Origin of the sequence: Corallococcus sp. RDP092CA, assembly GCF_041903675.1 — a bacterium.
Classification (GTDB): domain Bacteria; phylum Myxococcota; class Myxococcia; order Myxococcales; family Myxococcaceae; genus Corallococcus.
Map to the genome: position 1 here is coordinate 16,091 of NZ_JAYESI010000025.1, position 15,412 is coordinate 31,502.

General features: G+C 72.5%; 7 protein-coding genes. 2 read left to right on the forward strand and 5 right to left on the reverse strand.

The window, feature by feature from the left end:
* Nucleotides 1-35: 35 nt before the first annotated feature.
* From U8525_RS24510 to U8525_RS24525, 4 genes are read right to left on the reverse strand one after another with little or no spacing between them, the layout of a single operon-like run.
* Nucleotides 36-4,016: a protein kinase gene (locus U8525_RS24510; protein WP_374268730.1), complete on the reverse strand. Its 3,981-nt coding sequence runs from the start codon at nucleotides 4,014-4,016 to the stop codon at nucleotides 36-38.
* Between the two features lie 15 nt (nucleotides 4,017-4,031).
* Nucleotides 4,032-5,888, reverse strand: a complete 1,857-nt coding sequence (locus U8525_RS24515; protein ID WP_374268731.1) for an OPT family oligopeptide transporter — start codon at nucleotides 5,886-5,888, stop codon at nucleotides 4,032-4,034.
* Between the two features lie 53 nt (nucleotides 5,889-5,941).
* The gene (locus U8525_RS24520) at nucleotides 5,942-7,939 is read right to left on the reverse strand and encodes a HipA domain-containing protein (RefSeq protein WP_374268732.1); all 1,998 of its coding nucleotides are present in this window, start codon (nucleotides 7,937-7,939) and stop codon (nucleotides 5,942-5,944) included.
* A 1-nt stretch (nucleotide 7,940) separates the two neighbouring features.
* Nucleotides 7,941-9,605 (reverse strand): DUF262 domain-containing protein, encoded by a 1,665-nt coding sequence (locus U8525_RS24525; RefSeq protein WP_374268733.1) that lies wholly within the window; start codon nucleotides 9,603-9,605, stop codon nucleotides 7,941-7,943.
* A 230-nt stretch (nucleotides 9,606-9,835) separates the two neighbouring features.
* Between U8525_RS24525 and U8525_RS24530 the strand changes: the two genes are divergently transcribed.
* Nucleotides 9,836-12,451, forward strand: coding sequence for a M12 family metallopeptidase (locus tag U8525_RS24530; RefSeq protein WP_374268734.1), 2,616 nt, complete (start codon nucleotides 9,836-9,838; stop codon nucleotides 12,449-12,451).
* Between the two features lie 42 nt (nucleotides 12,452-12,493).
* Here the strand turns inward: U8525_RS24530 and U8525_RS24535 are convergent, their stop codons facing one another.
* Nucleotides 12,494-14,158 (reverse strand): alpha-amylase family protein, encoded by a 1,665-nt coding sequence (locus U8525_RS24535; RefSeq protein WP_374268735.1) that lies wholly within the window; start codon nucleotides 14,156-14,158, stop codon nucleotides 12,494-12,496.
* A 135-nt stretch (nucleotides 14,159-14,293) separates the two neighbouring features.
* On the opposite strand from U8525_RS24535, the gene U8525_RS24540 reads away from it, so the two are divergent.
* Nucleotides 14,294-15,400 carry a winged helix DNA-binding domain-containing protein gene (locus U8525_RS24540; RefSeq protein WP_374268736.1) on the forward strand — a complete coding sequence of 369 codons (1,107 nt, stop codon included), beginning with the start codon at nucleotides 14,294-14,296 and terminating at the stop codon, nucleotides 15,398-15,400.
* The last annotated feature ends 12 nt before the right edge of the window (nucleotides 15,401-15,412 follow it).

Here is a 15,412-nt window from a genome sequence, read left to right on the forward strand (position 1 = left end):
AAGGTTACGAGCGCGGCACCGTGTAACGGTTCCCGTTACAGCGCTGGGGGTGGAAGCGCGTCACGCAATGCGTGGAAACGCGTAGCCCACAGCGGGGCCTCCGCCACCGCGGGCGCGGCGCGCTCGAGCCACACGCGGGCCTCGTCCAGCGCGCCCGTGCGGCGCGCGACGCTGGCGGCCTGCAGGAGGAGCTCCGCCTTCTCGTCCGGGGAGGCCAGCGCGTCCGCTTCCGCGTGCAGGGCGGTCCACTCCGCCGCATGGAAGACCCCCGTGGATTGCTGACGAACCTGGAGCTCCACGAGGCGCCGCATGATGGCGGTGGGTGGCAGGGATTCCGGCGGACAGCGCTCGGAGATCCAGGCGAGCTGGCGGGCCGCCGCCGCGTCGTCTCCCGCGGCGGCCTGGATGCGAGCGATGAGCAGCGCATCCACGGGCACGGGATGCTCGCGGAAGAAGCGCACGCCCAGCTCGTGCGCGCGCTGCGCGAGGGGCAGCGCTTCGTCCAGGCGGCCCTGCATGTAGAGGACCTCCGCGAGGTTGAAGGTGGACCAGCGCTCCATCTGCGCGTGGGCCAGCTCGCGGCCCAGGGCCATGGCGCGGCGCAGGTCCGCCTCCATGCGGGGCACGTCGCCCTGGCGGAGCCACAGGAGGACGCGGTTGCTCAGCACGGCGGCCTTGTGCAGCCCGTCGCCCGCGGCCTCGCAGCGCTCCAGGGCCTCCTCGAAGCGCTCGGCGGCCTCCGGAGCGCGGTCCAGGAAGGTGAGCGCCGCGCCCAGCAGGGCCAGCGACACGACCAGCGTCTCGTGGTCGCGGGCGCGCTCGGCGCCCTCGGCGGTGGAGGTGAGCACGCGGGCCGCGGCGGCCCACTCGCCCTGGCGCACGTGCAGGCGGCCCCGGGCCAGGCCGCAGCGGAGGGACAGGCGGGGCGCGTCCAGGGGCTCGATGGCGTCGAGCGCGTCACGCGTGCAGGTGGCGGAGCCCTCCGTGTCCTCCATCCAGTCGCGCGCGGTGGCCTCTTCCAGCAGGAGGTCCACCTCGAGCGCCGCGTCGCCCCGGGCGCGGGCCAGGGCGCGCGCGGCGGAGAGGTCCGCGAGGCTCTCCCGGAAGCGCTGGAGGCGGTGGCGCACCTTGCCCCGCCCCGCGAGCGCCTGGGCCCGGCGCGCGTCGTCCGACTCCGGGAGGAGCGCGAGCGCGCGCGTGTAGTGCTGCTCCGCCTCCACGGACAGGTGTCCGGCGCGGGCCTCCTCCGCCAGCGCCAGGTAGTCCCGCGCGGCCTCCAGGTGTGCGCCGCAGACGGCCGCGTGGTGCGCGCGGCGGCGGCGCTCGGCCACGTCGTCCCCCACGCTGGCCTTGAGCGCGGCGGCGTGCAGCGCGCGGCGGGGGGCGGGAGGGAGCAGGGCCTCCAGGGCCTCGCGCAGGAGGGGGTGTCGGAAGGCGAAGCGGCCCGGGCTGGTGGGGCGCAGCAGGCCCGCGCGCGACAGCCGCTGGAGGCCCGCGCCCGCGTCGAGGGACGCGGCGCGCGACAGCTCCGGCCCGCTGGCCAGGTGGCGCAGGGCCGCGTCCACCCGCGCGACGTCCACCTCCGTGCCGAGCACCGCGCACAGCCGCGCGAGCACGCGGTGGGCCTCCGGGAGGCCCGCGAGCGCGCGCGGGGCGAGCCGTTCGAACAGCGGCGTGACGGAGACGTCCAGCAGCGCGTCCGGGGCGACGTACCACCCGCCGCCCGGCGCCGAGCGCAGGGCCCCGGCGGCGCGGAGCGCGCGTGCCAGCTCGACGAGGGACAGGGGCACGCCCTGCGCCAGTTGTTCCAGGCGCGCGAGCACGGGCTCGGGGATGTGCTCCGCGGGGCGCAGCAGGTGGAGCAGCACGGCGCGGCTGGCCTCCGGCGGCAGCGGCGGCAGCGGATGGTGTGAAGGGTGCGCGCTGCGTTCGCCCAGGTGGGGACGCAGGCCCAGCAGCGAGGGACGTCCGGCGACGACGATCCACAGGGGCGCTCGGTTTCCATCGAGCGTGGCGCGCTCCAGCACATCCAGGCTCTGCGGATCCGCGAGGTGTGCATCATCCAGCAGCAGCGCGAGCGGTGCCTCACGGGCCTGGGCGACCAGCGCGTCGGCCAGGACACGGGGCTCCGCGGACGGACGGCCCACGACGGCGCGCAGCGCGTCCAGCAAGGCGTTGGACACCGAAGCATCCGGAGGCGGCGCGCGCAGGCGGATGACCCGCGCGTGGCCCGAGGCCTCCAGCCGGGACGTGAGCGCCTTGAGGAGCCGCGTCTTGCCATGGCCCACCTCGCCGGTGAGCACCCCCAGGCCCGGCCGTGAGGACGACAGGCTCCGCTCCGCGTCCGCGACCAGCGCCTCCAGCAGCGCGTCGCGGCCCACGAGTGGCGGAGGTTCTCCGTCGACGCGCGCGCCCTCTTCGTCCTGGAGACGCAACCGGAAGCCAGCGCCGCTCCGAGGCTCGGCCCCCGCGGAGCATGGTGCCGCGGCAAGAGCGCCCGCCGCGGCGGCTTGCGGCGCGGCGGCTTCGCGGCGCTCGGAGGTCTGGGGCGCCGCGCGTTCGGCCCCTGCGAGCGGCTGCGCGGGAATGAGCCCAGCGCGCTCGGGCTCCTGCTCCTGCCGCGCGCCAGGTTCATGGGTCCCGGCCCCGGCTTCGATGCCATCGAGCGTCGTGATGGGCTCGATCCAACCGGGCTCCAGCCTCGCGACCGCCTCCGACGTCACCCGCGCCTCGCCCGGCGCGACCGCCCTCCCCCACCACGTCTCCGGGCGCTCCAGCGCCGCGCCCGCGATGCGCGGCAGCGTGGTGCCGGGATGCACGTACAGCACCGCGACGTGCAGGACCGCCGAGGCCTCACCGGACTCCACCAGGCGCCGCGCCGCGAGCGCGCCCGCGCGCACGTTCGCCTCCGCCGACAGCGACTCGCAGAAGACGATGAGGTATCCGCCCGAGGCGACCCGCGCCAGCACGCCACCGAACGGCTCCAGCGTGGCCGTCAGCCCTTCCACCGACGCGGCCGTGCGCAGCCCCAGCATCGCCACCGGGCGCGCTCCCGCGAACGTCCCCAGCGCCTGCGCCGGGCGCGCGTCCTCCGCACCGACGACAGCGGGCAGCGCGGGGCCCTCCGCGCACGCGGCGTCGAACGCGGCGAGCACCTCCTCCGCGCTCGCGTAACGCTCCGCCGGCGCCTTGGCCAGACACCTCGCCACCACCGCATCCAACGGCGCCGGAACGGAGGCCCGCTCCGACACGCGCGGCGGACGCTGGCTCACGTGGCCTTCGCGCACCTCGTCCGGCGTGCCGTGGAACGGCGGCGTGCCCGTGAGCAGTTCGAAGAGCAGGACTCCCAGCGCGTAGATGTCCGCCGCCGGGCCCGCCTCGCGCGCGTCCAGGCACTGCTCCGGCGCCATGTAGACCGTCGTGCCAGCGCGGCTCCCCGCCTCCTCCACGGGCCCCCCGCCCGCCCAGCGCGCGAGGCCGAAGTCCAGGAGGCTCAGCGCGCCACCCTCGCGCAGGAAGATGTTCTCCGGCTTGAGGTCCCGGTGCGCCACGCCCGCCGCGTGCGCGCGCGCCACCGCCGGACACAGCCCCGTCAGCAGCTCGCGCACCCGCGCCACGGACGCCGCGCCGTTCCCGGGCAGCGCCGCCATCCACGCCGCGAGCGTCTGCCCTCGCAGCAGCTCCTGCACGAGGAACGGCCTGCCCCCCACCCGCCCTTCCTCCAGCACCTCGGGCACCGTGGGCGGCCCCACGCGCCGGAGCGCCTCCGCCTCGTGGGCGAAGCGCGCATGGTGCGGCCCCAGCCCCACCTTGAGCGCCACCTCACGGCCATCCGCCTCGCGCACCGCGGTGAAGACGTGGGCGAAGCCGCCCACTCCCAGCAGGGCGGCGCCGGACAGGCCGGGGACGTCGGGGATCGCCAGCGGCTCCAGGGGAAGACCGGACCCGGCGGCGACGCCATTCACGGGACACGCCGCGCCGGGAGCGAGGCGGCGGTGGCAGACCGGACAGCGCATGGGGAGGCCCGCAGGCTACCAGAGCGCCCGCGCCAGCACGATGCCCACCCCCACCAACCCCTCGCCCGCGATGAGCCCTGCCGCCAGCGTCACCCCCGGCCCGTCCGACGCGGGCCGCCACCGCCTGGCCAGGTCCCACCCCAGCCCGCCCAGGAAGAACCCCAGGCACGTGGAGGCCGGAAGCAGACAGGCGAGCCCCACCCCCACCGCGGACGGAGTCCAGCGGCGGATGCGCTCCGGCAGCACCTGCTCGCCCAGGGTGAGCACGGCCGCCGCGCCCGCGGCCCAGGCCATGGCGAGCCGCAGGTCCGCCGAGACGGCGTCCAGCCCCGACGCCAGCACCCGCGCCACGCCCGCCGTCACCGTCGCGGCCGGCGCGGGGAAGCGCTCCGAGCCCAGCACGGACGGCTCCGGCACCAGCAGGTAGAACAGCGGCACCACCACCAGCGCCCCCACGACACACCCCAACAGCTGCGCCAGGAACACCCGTCGCGGGTGGGCGCCCAGCAGGTGCCCCGCCTTCTGGTCCGTGAGCAGGTCCGCGGAAGAGGACGCCGCGTTGACGGTGATGCCCGCCGTCGCCAGGTTCGCGCGCACGTCCCCGGGCAGCAGCACGCCATACGTGAGCTGCGTCACCTGCCCCAGCGCGCCCACCGGGCTCACGTCCGTCTCCCCCGTGACGCGGCAGGAGATGAGGCACAGCGCGAACGACAGCGCCACCGCCAGCAGCGCGTGCGGCACCGGCACGTCGAAGCCCACCCGCGCCAGCGCCACCGTCGCGGGCGTCAGCACCCCCAGCCCCCCGACCCACCACCGCCCGGGCACCTGGAGCGCTTCGATGGGATGCGGCGCCTGACGCGGCTCCCGATTCCAGAGCCCCCGCAGCGCGCGGCCCCACACCCGGCCCTGGAGCGCGAACTGCAACAGCGACGCGGTGGTGAGCGCCGCCGCCCCAGGCCACAGCGCCCACGCGAGGAAGTCTCCGTCCGGCGCCACCACGCCCGCCGCCATCAACCGGGGCGCGACGACGCCGTGGACGACGAGCGCCCCCAGCCACATGGACGCGGTGACCCGCACCCCCAGCAGCGCGCCCCCGCCCACCGGCATCAACCCGGTCTCCAGCGCGAACCCCAGCCGCTCCAGCGACACGCCCCCCAGCGCCCCGGGAAACGCATACGCATACGGCACGCGCCCGAAGCCATCGCGCGCCAGCGTCAACGCCCCCGCGATCACCCCTCCCACGCCCAGCATCCGCAGCCGGGGCCCCGCCGCCTCACCGCCCGCGTGCAGCGCACGAGCCGTCGCCGCCGCGGCCGTCCCTGACGCGAACGGAAGCTGCTCCCGGTCCACCAGCTGCCGCTTGAGCGGCACCGCGAACAGGACGCCCAGCGCGGACAGCAGGAAGGTCCACGCCAGCAGCGTCACGCCGGGCAGGTGGTGCCCCGTCGTCAGCAGCCACGCGCCCTGCACCGACACGAGCGCGCCGCCCGTCGCGTACCCCGCGGACGACGCCACCGTCTGGGCGCACCCCAGCTCCAGCAGGGACAGCGGAGCCCCGGCGGCGCGAGGGCTCAAGCGCCGGAGCGCCCCATGCGTCGCGGACGCGAGCAGCGCGGCGGTGACGGCCACGCCGAACGCCACGCCCGTCTTCAGCCCCGCGTAGAGGTTGGTGGCGCAGGTGAGCACGCCCAGTCCCGCGCCCAGCGCCACCGCGCGCAGGGTGAGCTGGGGCAGCCGGTCGCCCTGGTACACGTGCGCCAGCCAGTAGCTGTCCACCTCCGCCTGCGTCGTGCCGGGGATGCTCAGCAGCGTCAGCGAGGCGTCGGTGGGCGCGCCTCCGTCGGGGACGGCGCGGGGGGCGGGGGCCGGCATGGGCGCCCCATCCTCCCCGTTCGTCCCCTTCCGCGCCACCACGGCCCGCGGCGTCACGCCTCGCGCGAGCGCAGCAGATAGAACACGTAGCCGTAGCTGTCCCCGTGGCGGCGGTACAGGTTCACCTCCTGCTCCGCCGCCGCGATGACCTCGCGCAGGGCCGCGTCCGCGGTGGGGCGCAGCCGCTCGATGCGCGCAAGGAGCGGCGTGTAGTAGTCGTCCCACCACGCGGAGGCGGGCAACGTGAAGGTGTCCAGCACCGTGAACCCCGCGGCCTCCGCGGTGGCGCGGTTCTGGGCGACGGTGCCCATGGACGGGTACCCGGCGGACCAGAAGCGCACGGCCTCCGGGGGACGGACGTCGGTGAGCCAGGTGCACTCGGTCACGGCCACCTGCCCACCGGGCGCGAGCAACGGCCTCCACTGGCGCAGCCCCTGCTCGAAGCCCACCACGTAGATGGCGCCCTCGGACCAGAGCAGGTCCACGGAGCCGGGCGGCAGCGACAGCGCGCGCATGTCCTCCTGGCGCGTGACGATGGCGTCCGACAGCCCCTGCGCGCGGGCCTCGCGCTCCAGCCGGTCCAGGTAGGGGCGGTGCAGGTCCACGGCGGTGACACGCGTGCCCAGCTCCCTCGCGAGCACCAGCGACTGCCGCCCGGTGCCCGCGCCCAGGTCCAGCACGCGCGGCGAGGGCGGAAGCGGGGACAGGCGCCGCAGGGCCTCCCGGGTGCAGGCGTCGCTGCCGGGACCCAGGCGGGGCAGCTCGTTGTAGAGGGTGAAGAAGGCGTTGACCGTCTGGCGCAGCTCGCCCGCGCTGCGCTTCACGTTGCCCTGGAGCAGCGGGACGCGCTTCCAGTGCTCCTCGATGCGCTGCTTGAAGAGCTCCGGCATGGGGAGGTCCGCGCGCAGCGTCGTCCACGTGTCGAGCGCGACCTCCACGGCCCCCTTCACCACGGGGAGGACGTCCTCGTCGGGCAGGCCCAGCTTGCGCGCCAGCCGCTCGAAGCTCTGGAGCGACACGTCCTCGAAGCGCTTGGACTTCGCGAGGTTCAGCGCGAGCTGATCCTGCGGCATGTACTGGATGGTGGAGACGAAGTCGTACGCGGGCGACAGCGTGGGCCGCGTGCCGTCCGGGTAGTAGAGGGACCAGTTCTTGTGGTGCGCGTCGCCGTTGCCGCACGCGATGATGAACACCAGCCGCCGCAGGAACTCCTGGAGCGCGTCCAGGCCCGAGACCTTGAGCAGCACGTTGGCGATGGTCTCATAGTTGTACTTCTTGTACTTCTCGTCGGAGTACAGCCCCAGCACCTGCGCCAGGTCCTCCATGTGCACGCGGCGGCCGGGGGAGGGCCGGTCGAAGCGGCGGATGGCGTAGGCCAGGTCCTCGCGCAGGGTGATGCCCTCCGGCAGGCCGTGCAGGTCGGAGACCGGGAGCAGCGTCAGCTCCGGCACGTCGATGCCGGTGGCGCGGGCCCAGGTCATCACGGACAGCTCGTTCTCCGGGACGCGGTCGTAGCGATTGTCCGGCAGCTTGACGATCCAGTCTCCGCCCAGGCCGCCCATGGGCAGCGTCATGCCGCGGTCGCGCCGGAGCATGGAGAACTTGAGCTGCACGCCCGCGAGCGAGAAGCGCAGCGGCTCCCCGTCGGACGTGGGCTCGGAGGGGACGTCCGCGAGGGGCGCGTCGTGGCCGGCGAGCTCGCCCGCGGGGCGGACGATGACGGCGCCGGAGAGGTCCGCGCCCAGGTGGGCGATGAAGAAGAACTCGCGCTGCCGGGCGATGTGCTGGCGCTCGGAGATGAGGTCGCGCAGCGGGCCTTCGGGCAGGAGGTTGGAGAAGAACGGCGGCAGCCGCATGCGGCTGGTGTGGCGGCGCGACAGGTCGTCCTCGAAGAACTGCCCCAGCACGGGGCGCGGGTAGCGCTGGCGGTAGTCCTCGGAGAGGCTGAACTCGATGCGCTCGTCCGCGAGCAGCGTGAGCGAGCCGGCGTGCACGTCGCCGATGAGGACATCGAGGATGCCGGTGGTGGACACAGGAGGCGCGGAGTCCATGTCAGTCCTCATCGTCGTCGATGATCATCGACTGGAGCGAAGGCCGGTCCGAGTCGTCCCAGCGCGTGCGGGCCTCCATGAACTGGCGGAGGACGGGCTCCAGCACGGCCTGGCGCAGGTGGAGGAAGCCCAGGCCCTCCTGACGCCTCAGCGCGTCCAGGGCCTGCGGGGTGAGGCCGTGGCTGTGGAGAAGCTCTTCGGCCGGTGGCGGCTGCGCTTCGAGCAGTTGGATGAAGGAGCGCCCCGGCACCTGCGGGTGGAAGAGGAAGTTGAAGGTCCCATCCATCACGCGGCGGGCCGTCCGACGGTCCAGGCTCCTCTGCGCGGTCCACCACACGCCCTCCGGGGGGAGGATGGGCTGGAAGCCCTCGCCCGGCTGCTCCAGCAGCTCCGTGGGGTCCAGCACCGCGCCCGTCAGCAGGTCCCGCGGCTGGAGGGACAGCATCGCGATGCGCAGGACCAGCGGGGGGCGCGCGGTGGAGTTGGGGATGACCGGCATGCCCGTCTCCATCCACCAGCGGATGAGCGGCGGCGGCACCTGGCCCAGCAGCGCCTGGAGGGAGCGCTCCTCATCGGAGCGGATCGCCGCGAAGAGCTGGAGGGCCTCGGCGGGCTTCAGCTCCCATCCGCCAAAGACGATGTGGCGCCAGAACCAGCGGGACAGCAGCTCCCGCGAGCGGGGTGACGGTTCGGGGTGCAGTTGGAAGAACCGCGTCAGCAGGACCAGCGAGCTCTCCGGCGCGGGCAGCAGCGTGAGGTGCGGGATGAACGCGTCGCGCTTGAGGAACACGATGGCGTCCCGGAGCGCCCGGTCCGTGCGGCGGACCGTCTCCGTGAGCTCGTCGTCCGGGCTGAGCTGTTCCTGGTAGCCCCGCGTGAAGTCCAGGCCGCGCACGGCCAGCACGGCCCTGAGCAGCAGCGACTCCGGGATGCTCCCGAAGCCCAGCTCCCGCAGCCCTTGCGTCACCGACTCCAGGCTGAGCGAGCGCGAGCCCACGTACAGCGCGTTGAAGACCTCCTCATCCGTGAGCGGGCGGCCGGCGGTGTTGAGGCGCTTGAAGATGACGCGGAGGACCTTCTCGTCCGCCGTGTCCACGACGTAGGCGGGCACCTGGTACTCGCGGATGGCCTTGCCCAGGCGGATGGCGGCGCGCAGGTGCTCCGGGTGCGCTTCACGGGCCGGGTAGCGATTGAGCCAGTGGAGCAGCGACTCGCTGTCCAGCACTTCGTTCATCGGCAGCCAGTGCGGTGGCGCCGCGCCCTCCGCGGGAGGCGCATGCAGCTCCTCCGTCTCCAGGTCGAAGTACAGGTGGAAGTCGTCGCGGCCCGCCTCGTCGCCATAGGACGGATGCAGCAGGACGCCCACGAGCGCCGTCACGCGCTGCTGGCCGTCCACGGCCCACAGGCCCTGGCTGGTGGAGGGCGCGTCGATGCGCACGGGGCCGAAGCTGACGTTGGCGGCGGGGGCTTCCCGGCGCCAGAACAGCAGCGTCCCGATGGGATAGCCCCGGTACACGCTGTCCAGCAGGTCGCGCACGTCGTCCGCGGTCCACCGCAGGGGGCGCTGGAAGTCGGGGATGCGCACCTCGCCGCGCCGCACGCGGTCGAGCAGGTCCTCGATGCTGAACGACTTGGTCTCCGGTCGCCGCGTCAGGGGAGCGGGCATCGCGAGCCTCCTGCCCCGGGTCTGTAACCCGAAGCTCGGGAACCCGCCACCTGCACCGTGGAGCCGCGTCGCTTTGGCGGCAACACCACCCGCCCCAGCGGCCCCCCGTCACGGTGGACGGCACGCGACCGCCCTGCCCCACCGCCGTGACGTCCAGGACAGCCAGCTTCCGCGAGTCCCTGCGTATTGCACAGCGAGTCACCATCACACCCAGCGAGGGGGATTCCTGCATGCATCGCAACCAGCACGCCCGGTGGATCCGGGCGCTCACGGCCGTGGCCTGCCTTGGCACCGCCTGCCATCCGGAAGAGGCCGCCGAACCCATCACTCCACCCACAACCGCGCGCTCCGGCGTCGGCTCCGCGTGGGTCCGCATTGGACCCAGGGCCGAGCCCCGCGAGGTGAAGTACAAGGCCGTCAACGGCCTGGCCCTCTTCGAGGGCGACATCATCCTGGGCACCGTCGAGGACGTGGAGCGCGAGTCCCCGAAGGTGAAGGCCCAGGCCGCCAACCGAGTCTCCGCGGAGAGCGTCCAGGTCACCGGCAGCAGCAAGCGCTGGCCCAACGGCGTCGTCCCGTACGTCCACGTCTACGGCTCGCTGGACGACAACTACGTCATCAACGACGCCATCCGGCACTGGCAGCAAAGGACGGGCCTTCGCTTCGAGCCCATCTCCGCCACCACGCCCTCCTCCGTCGACCATGTCTACTTCGTGAAGGGCGTGGGGTGCTCGTCCTCCGTGGGACGCCAGGGCGGCCGGCAGTTCGTCGTCCTGGAGGGAGGGTGTGGCCTGAGCGGAGTCATCCACGAGCTGGGTCACGCCATCGGCTTCTGGCACGAGCAGAGCCGCGAGGATCGAGACACCTTCGTGGAGATCCTCTGGAACAACATCCAGTCCGGTGAGGCATACAACTTCGAGAAGCACGTCAGCGACGGCGACGACTTCGGGCCCTATGACTTCGGGTCCATCATGCACTACAGCGCTACGGCGTTCGGCAAGCCCGACCCCGTCACCGGCAACCCCATGCAGACCATCCGGACCCGGGGCGGTGAGTCCATTGGCCAGCGCGACAGCCTGAGCGTGGGAGACATCGCCTCCGCCGCGGCGATGTACCCCGGCACGATGGAGGGCCACTTCGAGGAGATCTCCTCCACCGGCTTCGTGAGCGGCTGGGCGTTCGACACGGCCTCGCCGAGCGTCTCCACGGAAGTGCACTACTACATCGACGGCCCCACCGGCTCCGGCGCGTTCGGAGCGTCCGCGCCCGCGAACCTCCCGCGCCCGGATGTCAACGCCGCCTTCGACAAGGTCGAAGGCAACCACGGGTTCTCCTTCCCCGTGCCCGCGTACTTCCGAGACGGCCAGGACCACACGCTGTACGTCTACGGCATCGACGTGCAGGGCCTGAACAACCCGCTGCTCTCGGGCTCGCCGCGCACCTTCAACCTGCCGGGTGCGTTCGGCAAGCTCGACGGCATCTCCAACGACGGCACGGTCACGGGCTGGGCGCTGGACCTGGACTCGCCGTCGACCTCCATCACGGTCTCCTACTCCATCGACGGCAACCCGGCGTCCGTGACCAGCGTGGTGGCGAACCTCTACCGCGCCGACGTGAAGAGCACCTACCCCATGGCTTCCGGCGCGAACGGCTTCTCGTTCCGCATCCCTGAGCTCTATGTGGATGGCCAGGACCACACGCTGCGCGTCTTCGCGCTGGATCAGCAGGGCCGACACAGCCCGCTGCTCGTCAACGCGCCCAAGACGTTCCGGCTGGCCATGCCCTCTGTCTACAAGGCCGGCGTCTTCGCGGGCACGGGCAGCGCGGACCAGGTCATCGCCATCACCGGGTCCGGCTACGGGCCGCGGGTGTACGTCTCCGGCTACGTCAACGCCACCAACTTCCCCAACATCCACTACGAGGAGGCGTGGAGCGCTTCGACCCTGCTCGACGGCTGGCACAACCCCAGCGACATCAAGCTCGCGGGGGACTTCCGGGGCCTCGGCTATGACCAGATGCTCTTCATCAACACCAGCGGCGTGGGCGGCCGGGTGATCATCACCGACTACCGCGACGGCGCCGTCCCCGCGGAGGTGCGCTACCACGAGTCCTGGGGCCAGAGCGGCGTGCTCAACGGCTGGCACGACCCGGAGGACCTCCAGCTCACGGGGGACTTCCTGAACCGGGGCCATGACCAGGTGTTGTTCTTCAATCGCTCCGGCACGGGCGGGCGCGTGATGATCAGCGACTTCAGCGACGGCGCCGTCCCCGCGGAGGCCGGCTACCACGAGGCCTGGGGCACCCCGAACTCCTTCGAGGACTGCTCCGACCCGGACGACAAGCTCTACGTGGGCGACTTCCGGGGCCTGGGCTACGACCAGGTGCTCTGCCTCAACCGCTCCGGCACGGGCGCGCGGGTGAAGATCCTCGACTTCAGCACGGGCGTGGCGCCGGCGCAGGTGCGCTACGTGGAGGCATCCGGCGCCTTCACCGTGCTGGACAACCTGATGGACGCGGACGACAACCAGGCCGTGGGTGACTTCCGCGGCCTGGGCTACGACCAGCTCCTGCTGGTGAACGGCGGCACGACGGGCACGGCCATGCTCATCGCGGACTTCTCCGATGGCGTCGCGCCCGCCGAGGTCCGCTACAGCGAGGCGCAGGGCGTGAGCTTCTACCCGAGCGCGCTGGTTCACCAGATCCTGGTGGGGGACTTCCGCGGCCTGGGCCACGACCAGGTGCTCTATGGCAACTGGAGCGACCCCACCTACTCCACCGGCATCCTGGATTTCTCCGACGGCGTCGCCCCGCCGGAGCACCTCTTCCAGAAGGTGGAGATCGGTTGAAGCCGCTGACCCGGTGACGCGGGAGGAGCCGCTGCCCCCTCTTCAGGGCAGCGGCTCCGTCCGGTGCCTGCGCGCCGGGTTCTCGTGTCCCACGCGATACCAGCGGTAGCCGTAGCCCTCCAGCGTGAGCACGTGGCGCTGGCCGTCCGCGGGCTCGGAGTGGTCCTCGCTCAGCACGTTGAACAGCGTGCACGGTTCGTCGCCGCCGGGGTCCAGCTTCACCGTGCAGGGCCGCGACGACAGGTTGTGCAGCACCACCAGCGTGTTGCCCTTCCAGTCGTACCGGATGGCCAGCACGCCCTTGTTGCCCGTGCGCAGCACCTTCCACGCGCCCCACCCCAGCTCCGGGCACTCCTTGCGCGCGCGGATGATGCGCTCCGTCCAGTTGAGCTGCGAGCCCGGGTTCCGACGCTGCTGCGCCACGTTCACCTGCCGGAAGCCGAACGGGCCCTCGGACACCAGCGGCTTCACCGGCGCCTCCGCCAGCGTGAAGCCGCCGTGCGGCTCCGGGCTCCACTGCATGGGCGTGCGCACCGCCTGCCGCTCCACCAGCGACAGGTTCTCCCCCATGCCCAGCTCGTCGCCGTACCAGAGCACTGGCGTCCCCGGCAGCGTGAACATCAGGCTGTACGCCACCTCGATGCGGCGGCGGTCCCCGTCCAGCATCGACGCGAGCCTCCGTCGCAGCCCCCGGTCATAGAGCTGCATGCCCTTGTCCGGCCCCAGCGCCTGGAACACCTCCCACCGGTCCCCGTCCGACAGCCGCCCCAGGTCCAGCTCGTCGTGGTTGCGCAGGAAGTTCGCCCACTGCGCCGAGCGCGGCAGCCTGGGCGCGGACTTCAGCGCCTGCACCAGCGGCGTCACGTCCCCGCGCGTGAGCGACAGGTAGAGGTTCTGGTTCGCCAGGAAGTTGAACACCAGCTGCATGCGGTCGTTGTCGCCGAAGAACTCCATCACCTCGTCCATGGTGACGTTGGCCTCCGCGAGCAGGATGGCGTCACCCCTTCGCCACGACAGGAACTCGCGCATCTCCTCCAGCAGCTGGTAGGGGTTCTTCACGCCCGGGTGCTTCACGCCCTTCAGCTCCACCAGGAAGGGCACCGCGTCCACCCGGAAGCCGGACACGCCGAGCTCCAGCCAGAACCCCATGATCTTCAGGATCTGCTCGCGCACCTCCGGGTTCGCGACGTTGAGGTCGGGCTGGAAGTCGAAGAAGCGGTGGAAGTACCAGAGGCGCGCCTCCTTGTCGTACGTCCACGTGGAGGGCTGCACGCCCGGGAAGACCATGCCCTTGTTGGCGTCCCGGGGCCGCGTCTTCGACCAGACGTAGTAGTCGCGGTAGCGGCTGTCCGGGTCCTTGCGCGCGGCCTGGAACCACGGGTGCTGGTCCGACGTGTGGTTCACCACCAGGTCGATGATGACGCGGATGCCGTGCAGCTTCGCCTCGTGGGTGAAGGCCACGAAGTCGCCCAGGTCCCCCAGGCGCGGATCCACGCCGTAGTAGTCGCGGATGTCGTAGCCGTTGTCGCGGTTGGGGGTGGGCTGGAAGGGCAACAGCCACAGGCAGGTGATGCCCAGGCCCGCCAGGTAGTCCAGCTTGCGCCGCAGGCCCGTGAAGTCCCCCACGCCGTCGCCGTTGCCGTCCATGAACGTCTCGACGTCGAGGCAGTAGACGACCGCGTTCTTGTACCAGAGGTCTTCAATCATCCCGTTTCCTTTAGCCCTCCGTTCGCGGGTGGCATCCGGCGACTCCCGCGCGCCGTGAGGAACCCCACACCCGGGGGCCGCCGGGCTTCGTTCAGCCAACACTCGCGCGGGAGGCCGCCGGGTATGCTCGGGCGCATGCCCGACGAAGTCCTGTCCGCCCAGGCCCTCAACCGCGCCACGCTCGCGCGCCAGCTGCTGCTCACGCGCGAGAAGATGACCGTGCCGCGCGCCATCGAGCACCTGGTGGGGCTCCAGGCCCAGCTCGCGCGCCCGCCGTACCTGGCCCTGTGGTCGCGCCTCCAGGGCTTCCAGCGCGACACCCTCACGAAGCTGGCGCTCAAGCGCGAGCTGGCGCGCGGCACGATGATGCGCGGCACGCTGCACCTGATGACCGCGAAGGACTACCTGCGCTACCGCGGCCTCTTCCAGCCCATGCTCACCGCCGCCATGCGCTCCGTGCTGAAGGAGCGCGCCACGGCGCTGGACCTGCCCGCGCTGCTGGCCACCGCGAGGCCCTTCCTCCAGGAGAAGCCCCGCACCTTCGAGGAGGTGCGCGAGCACCTGCTGAAGCACCACCTGGACGGCGACGAGCGGGCCATGGGCTTCGCCACGCGGTTGGGACTGCCGCTCATCCAGGTGCCCGAGGAGGGGCTGGAGTGGGGCTGGCCCGGCAACTCGGGCTTCACGCTGGCGGAGTCCTGGCTGGGCGAGAAGCTCTCCACGGACGACGACGCGTCACCGCTGGTGCTCCGCTACCTGGCCGCCTTCGGCCCCGCCACGGTGGCGGACATGCAGACCTGGTCCGGCCTCAAGCCGCTGAAGGAAGCCTTCGAGAAGGTGCGCGGCAAGCTGGTGGAGCTCCGCGACGCGAAGAAGCGCGTCCTCTTCGACTTGCCCAAGGCCCCGCGCCCGCCGGAAGACACGCCCGCGCCGGTGCGCTTCCTGCCGGACTTCGACAACCTCATCCTCTCCCACGCGGACCGGACCCGCGTCGTCCCGGAGGAGCACCGCGAGAAGCTGTCCACGAAGAACCTGCGCGTGCTCAACGTGTTCCTGGTGGACGGACACGTCGCGGGCTCGTGGAGCACCGAGCGCAAGAAGGGCGCCGCGACGCTGGTGTGCAAGCCCTTCGAGCGGGTGACGAAGGCCGACCGTGACGCGCTGGTGCGGGAGGGGGAAGACCTCCTGCGCTTCAGCGACCCGGACGCCTCGAAGGTCGCGGTGAGCTTCGCCACTCCGTAGTCCCAGAGGCGT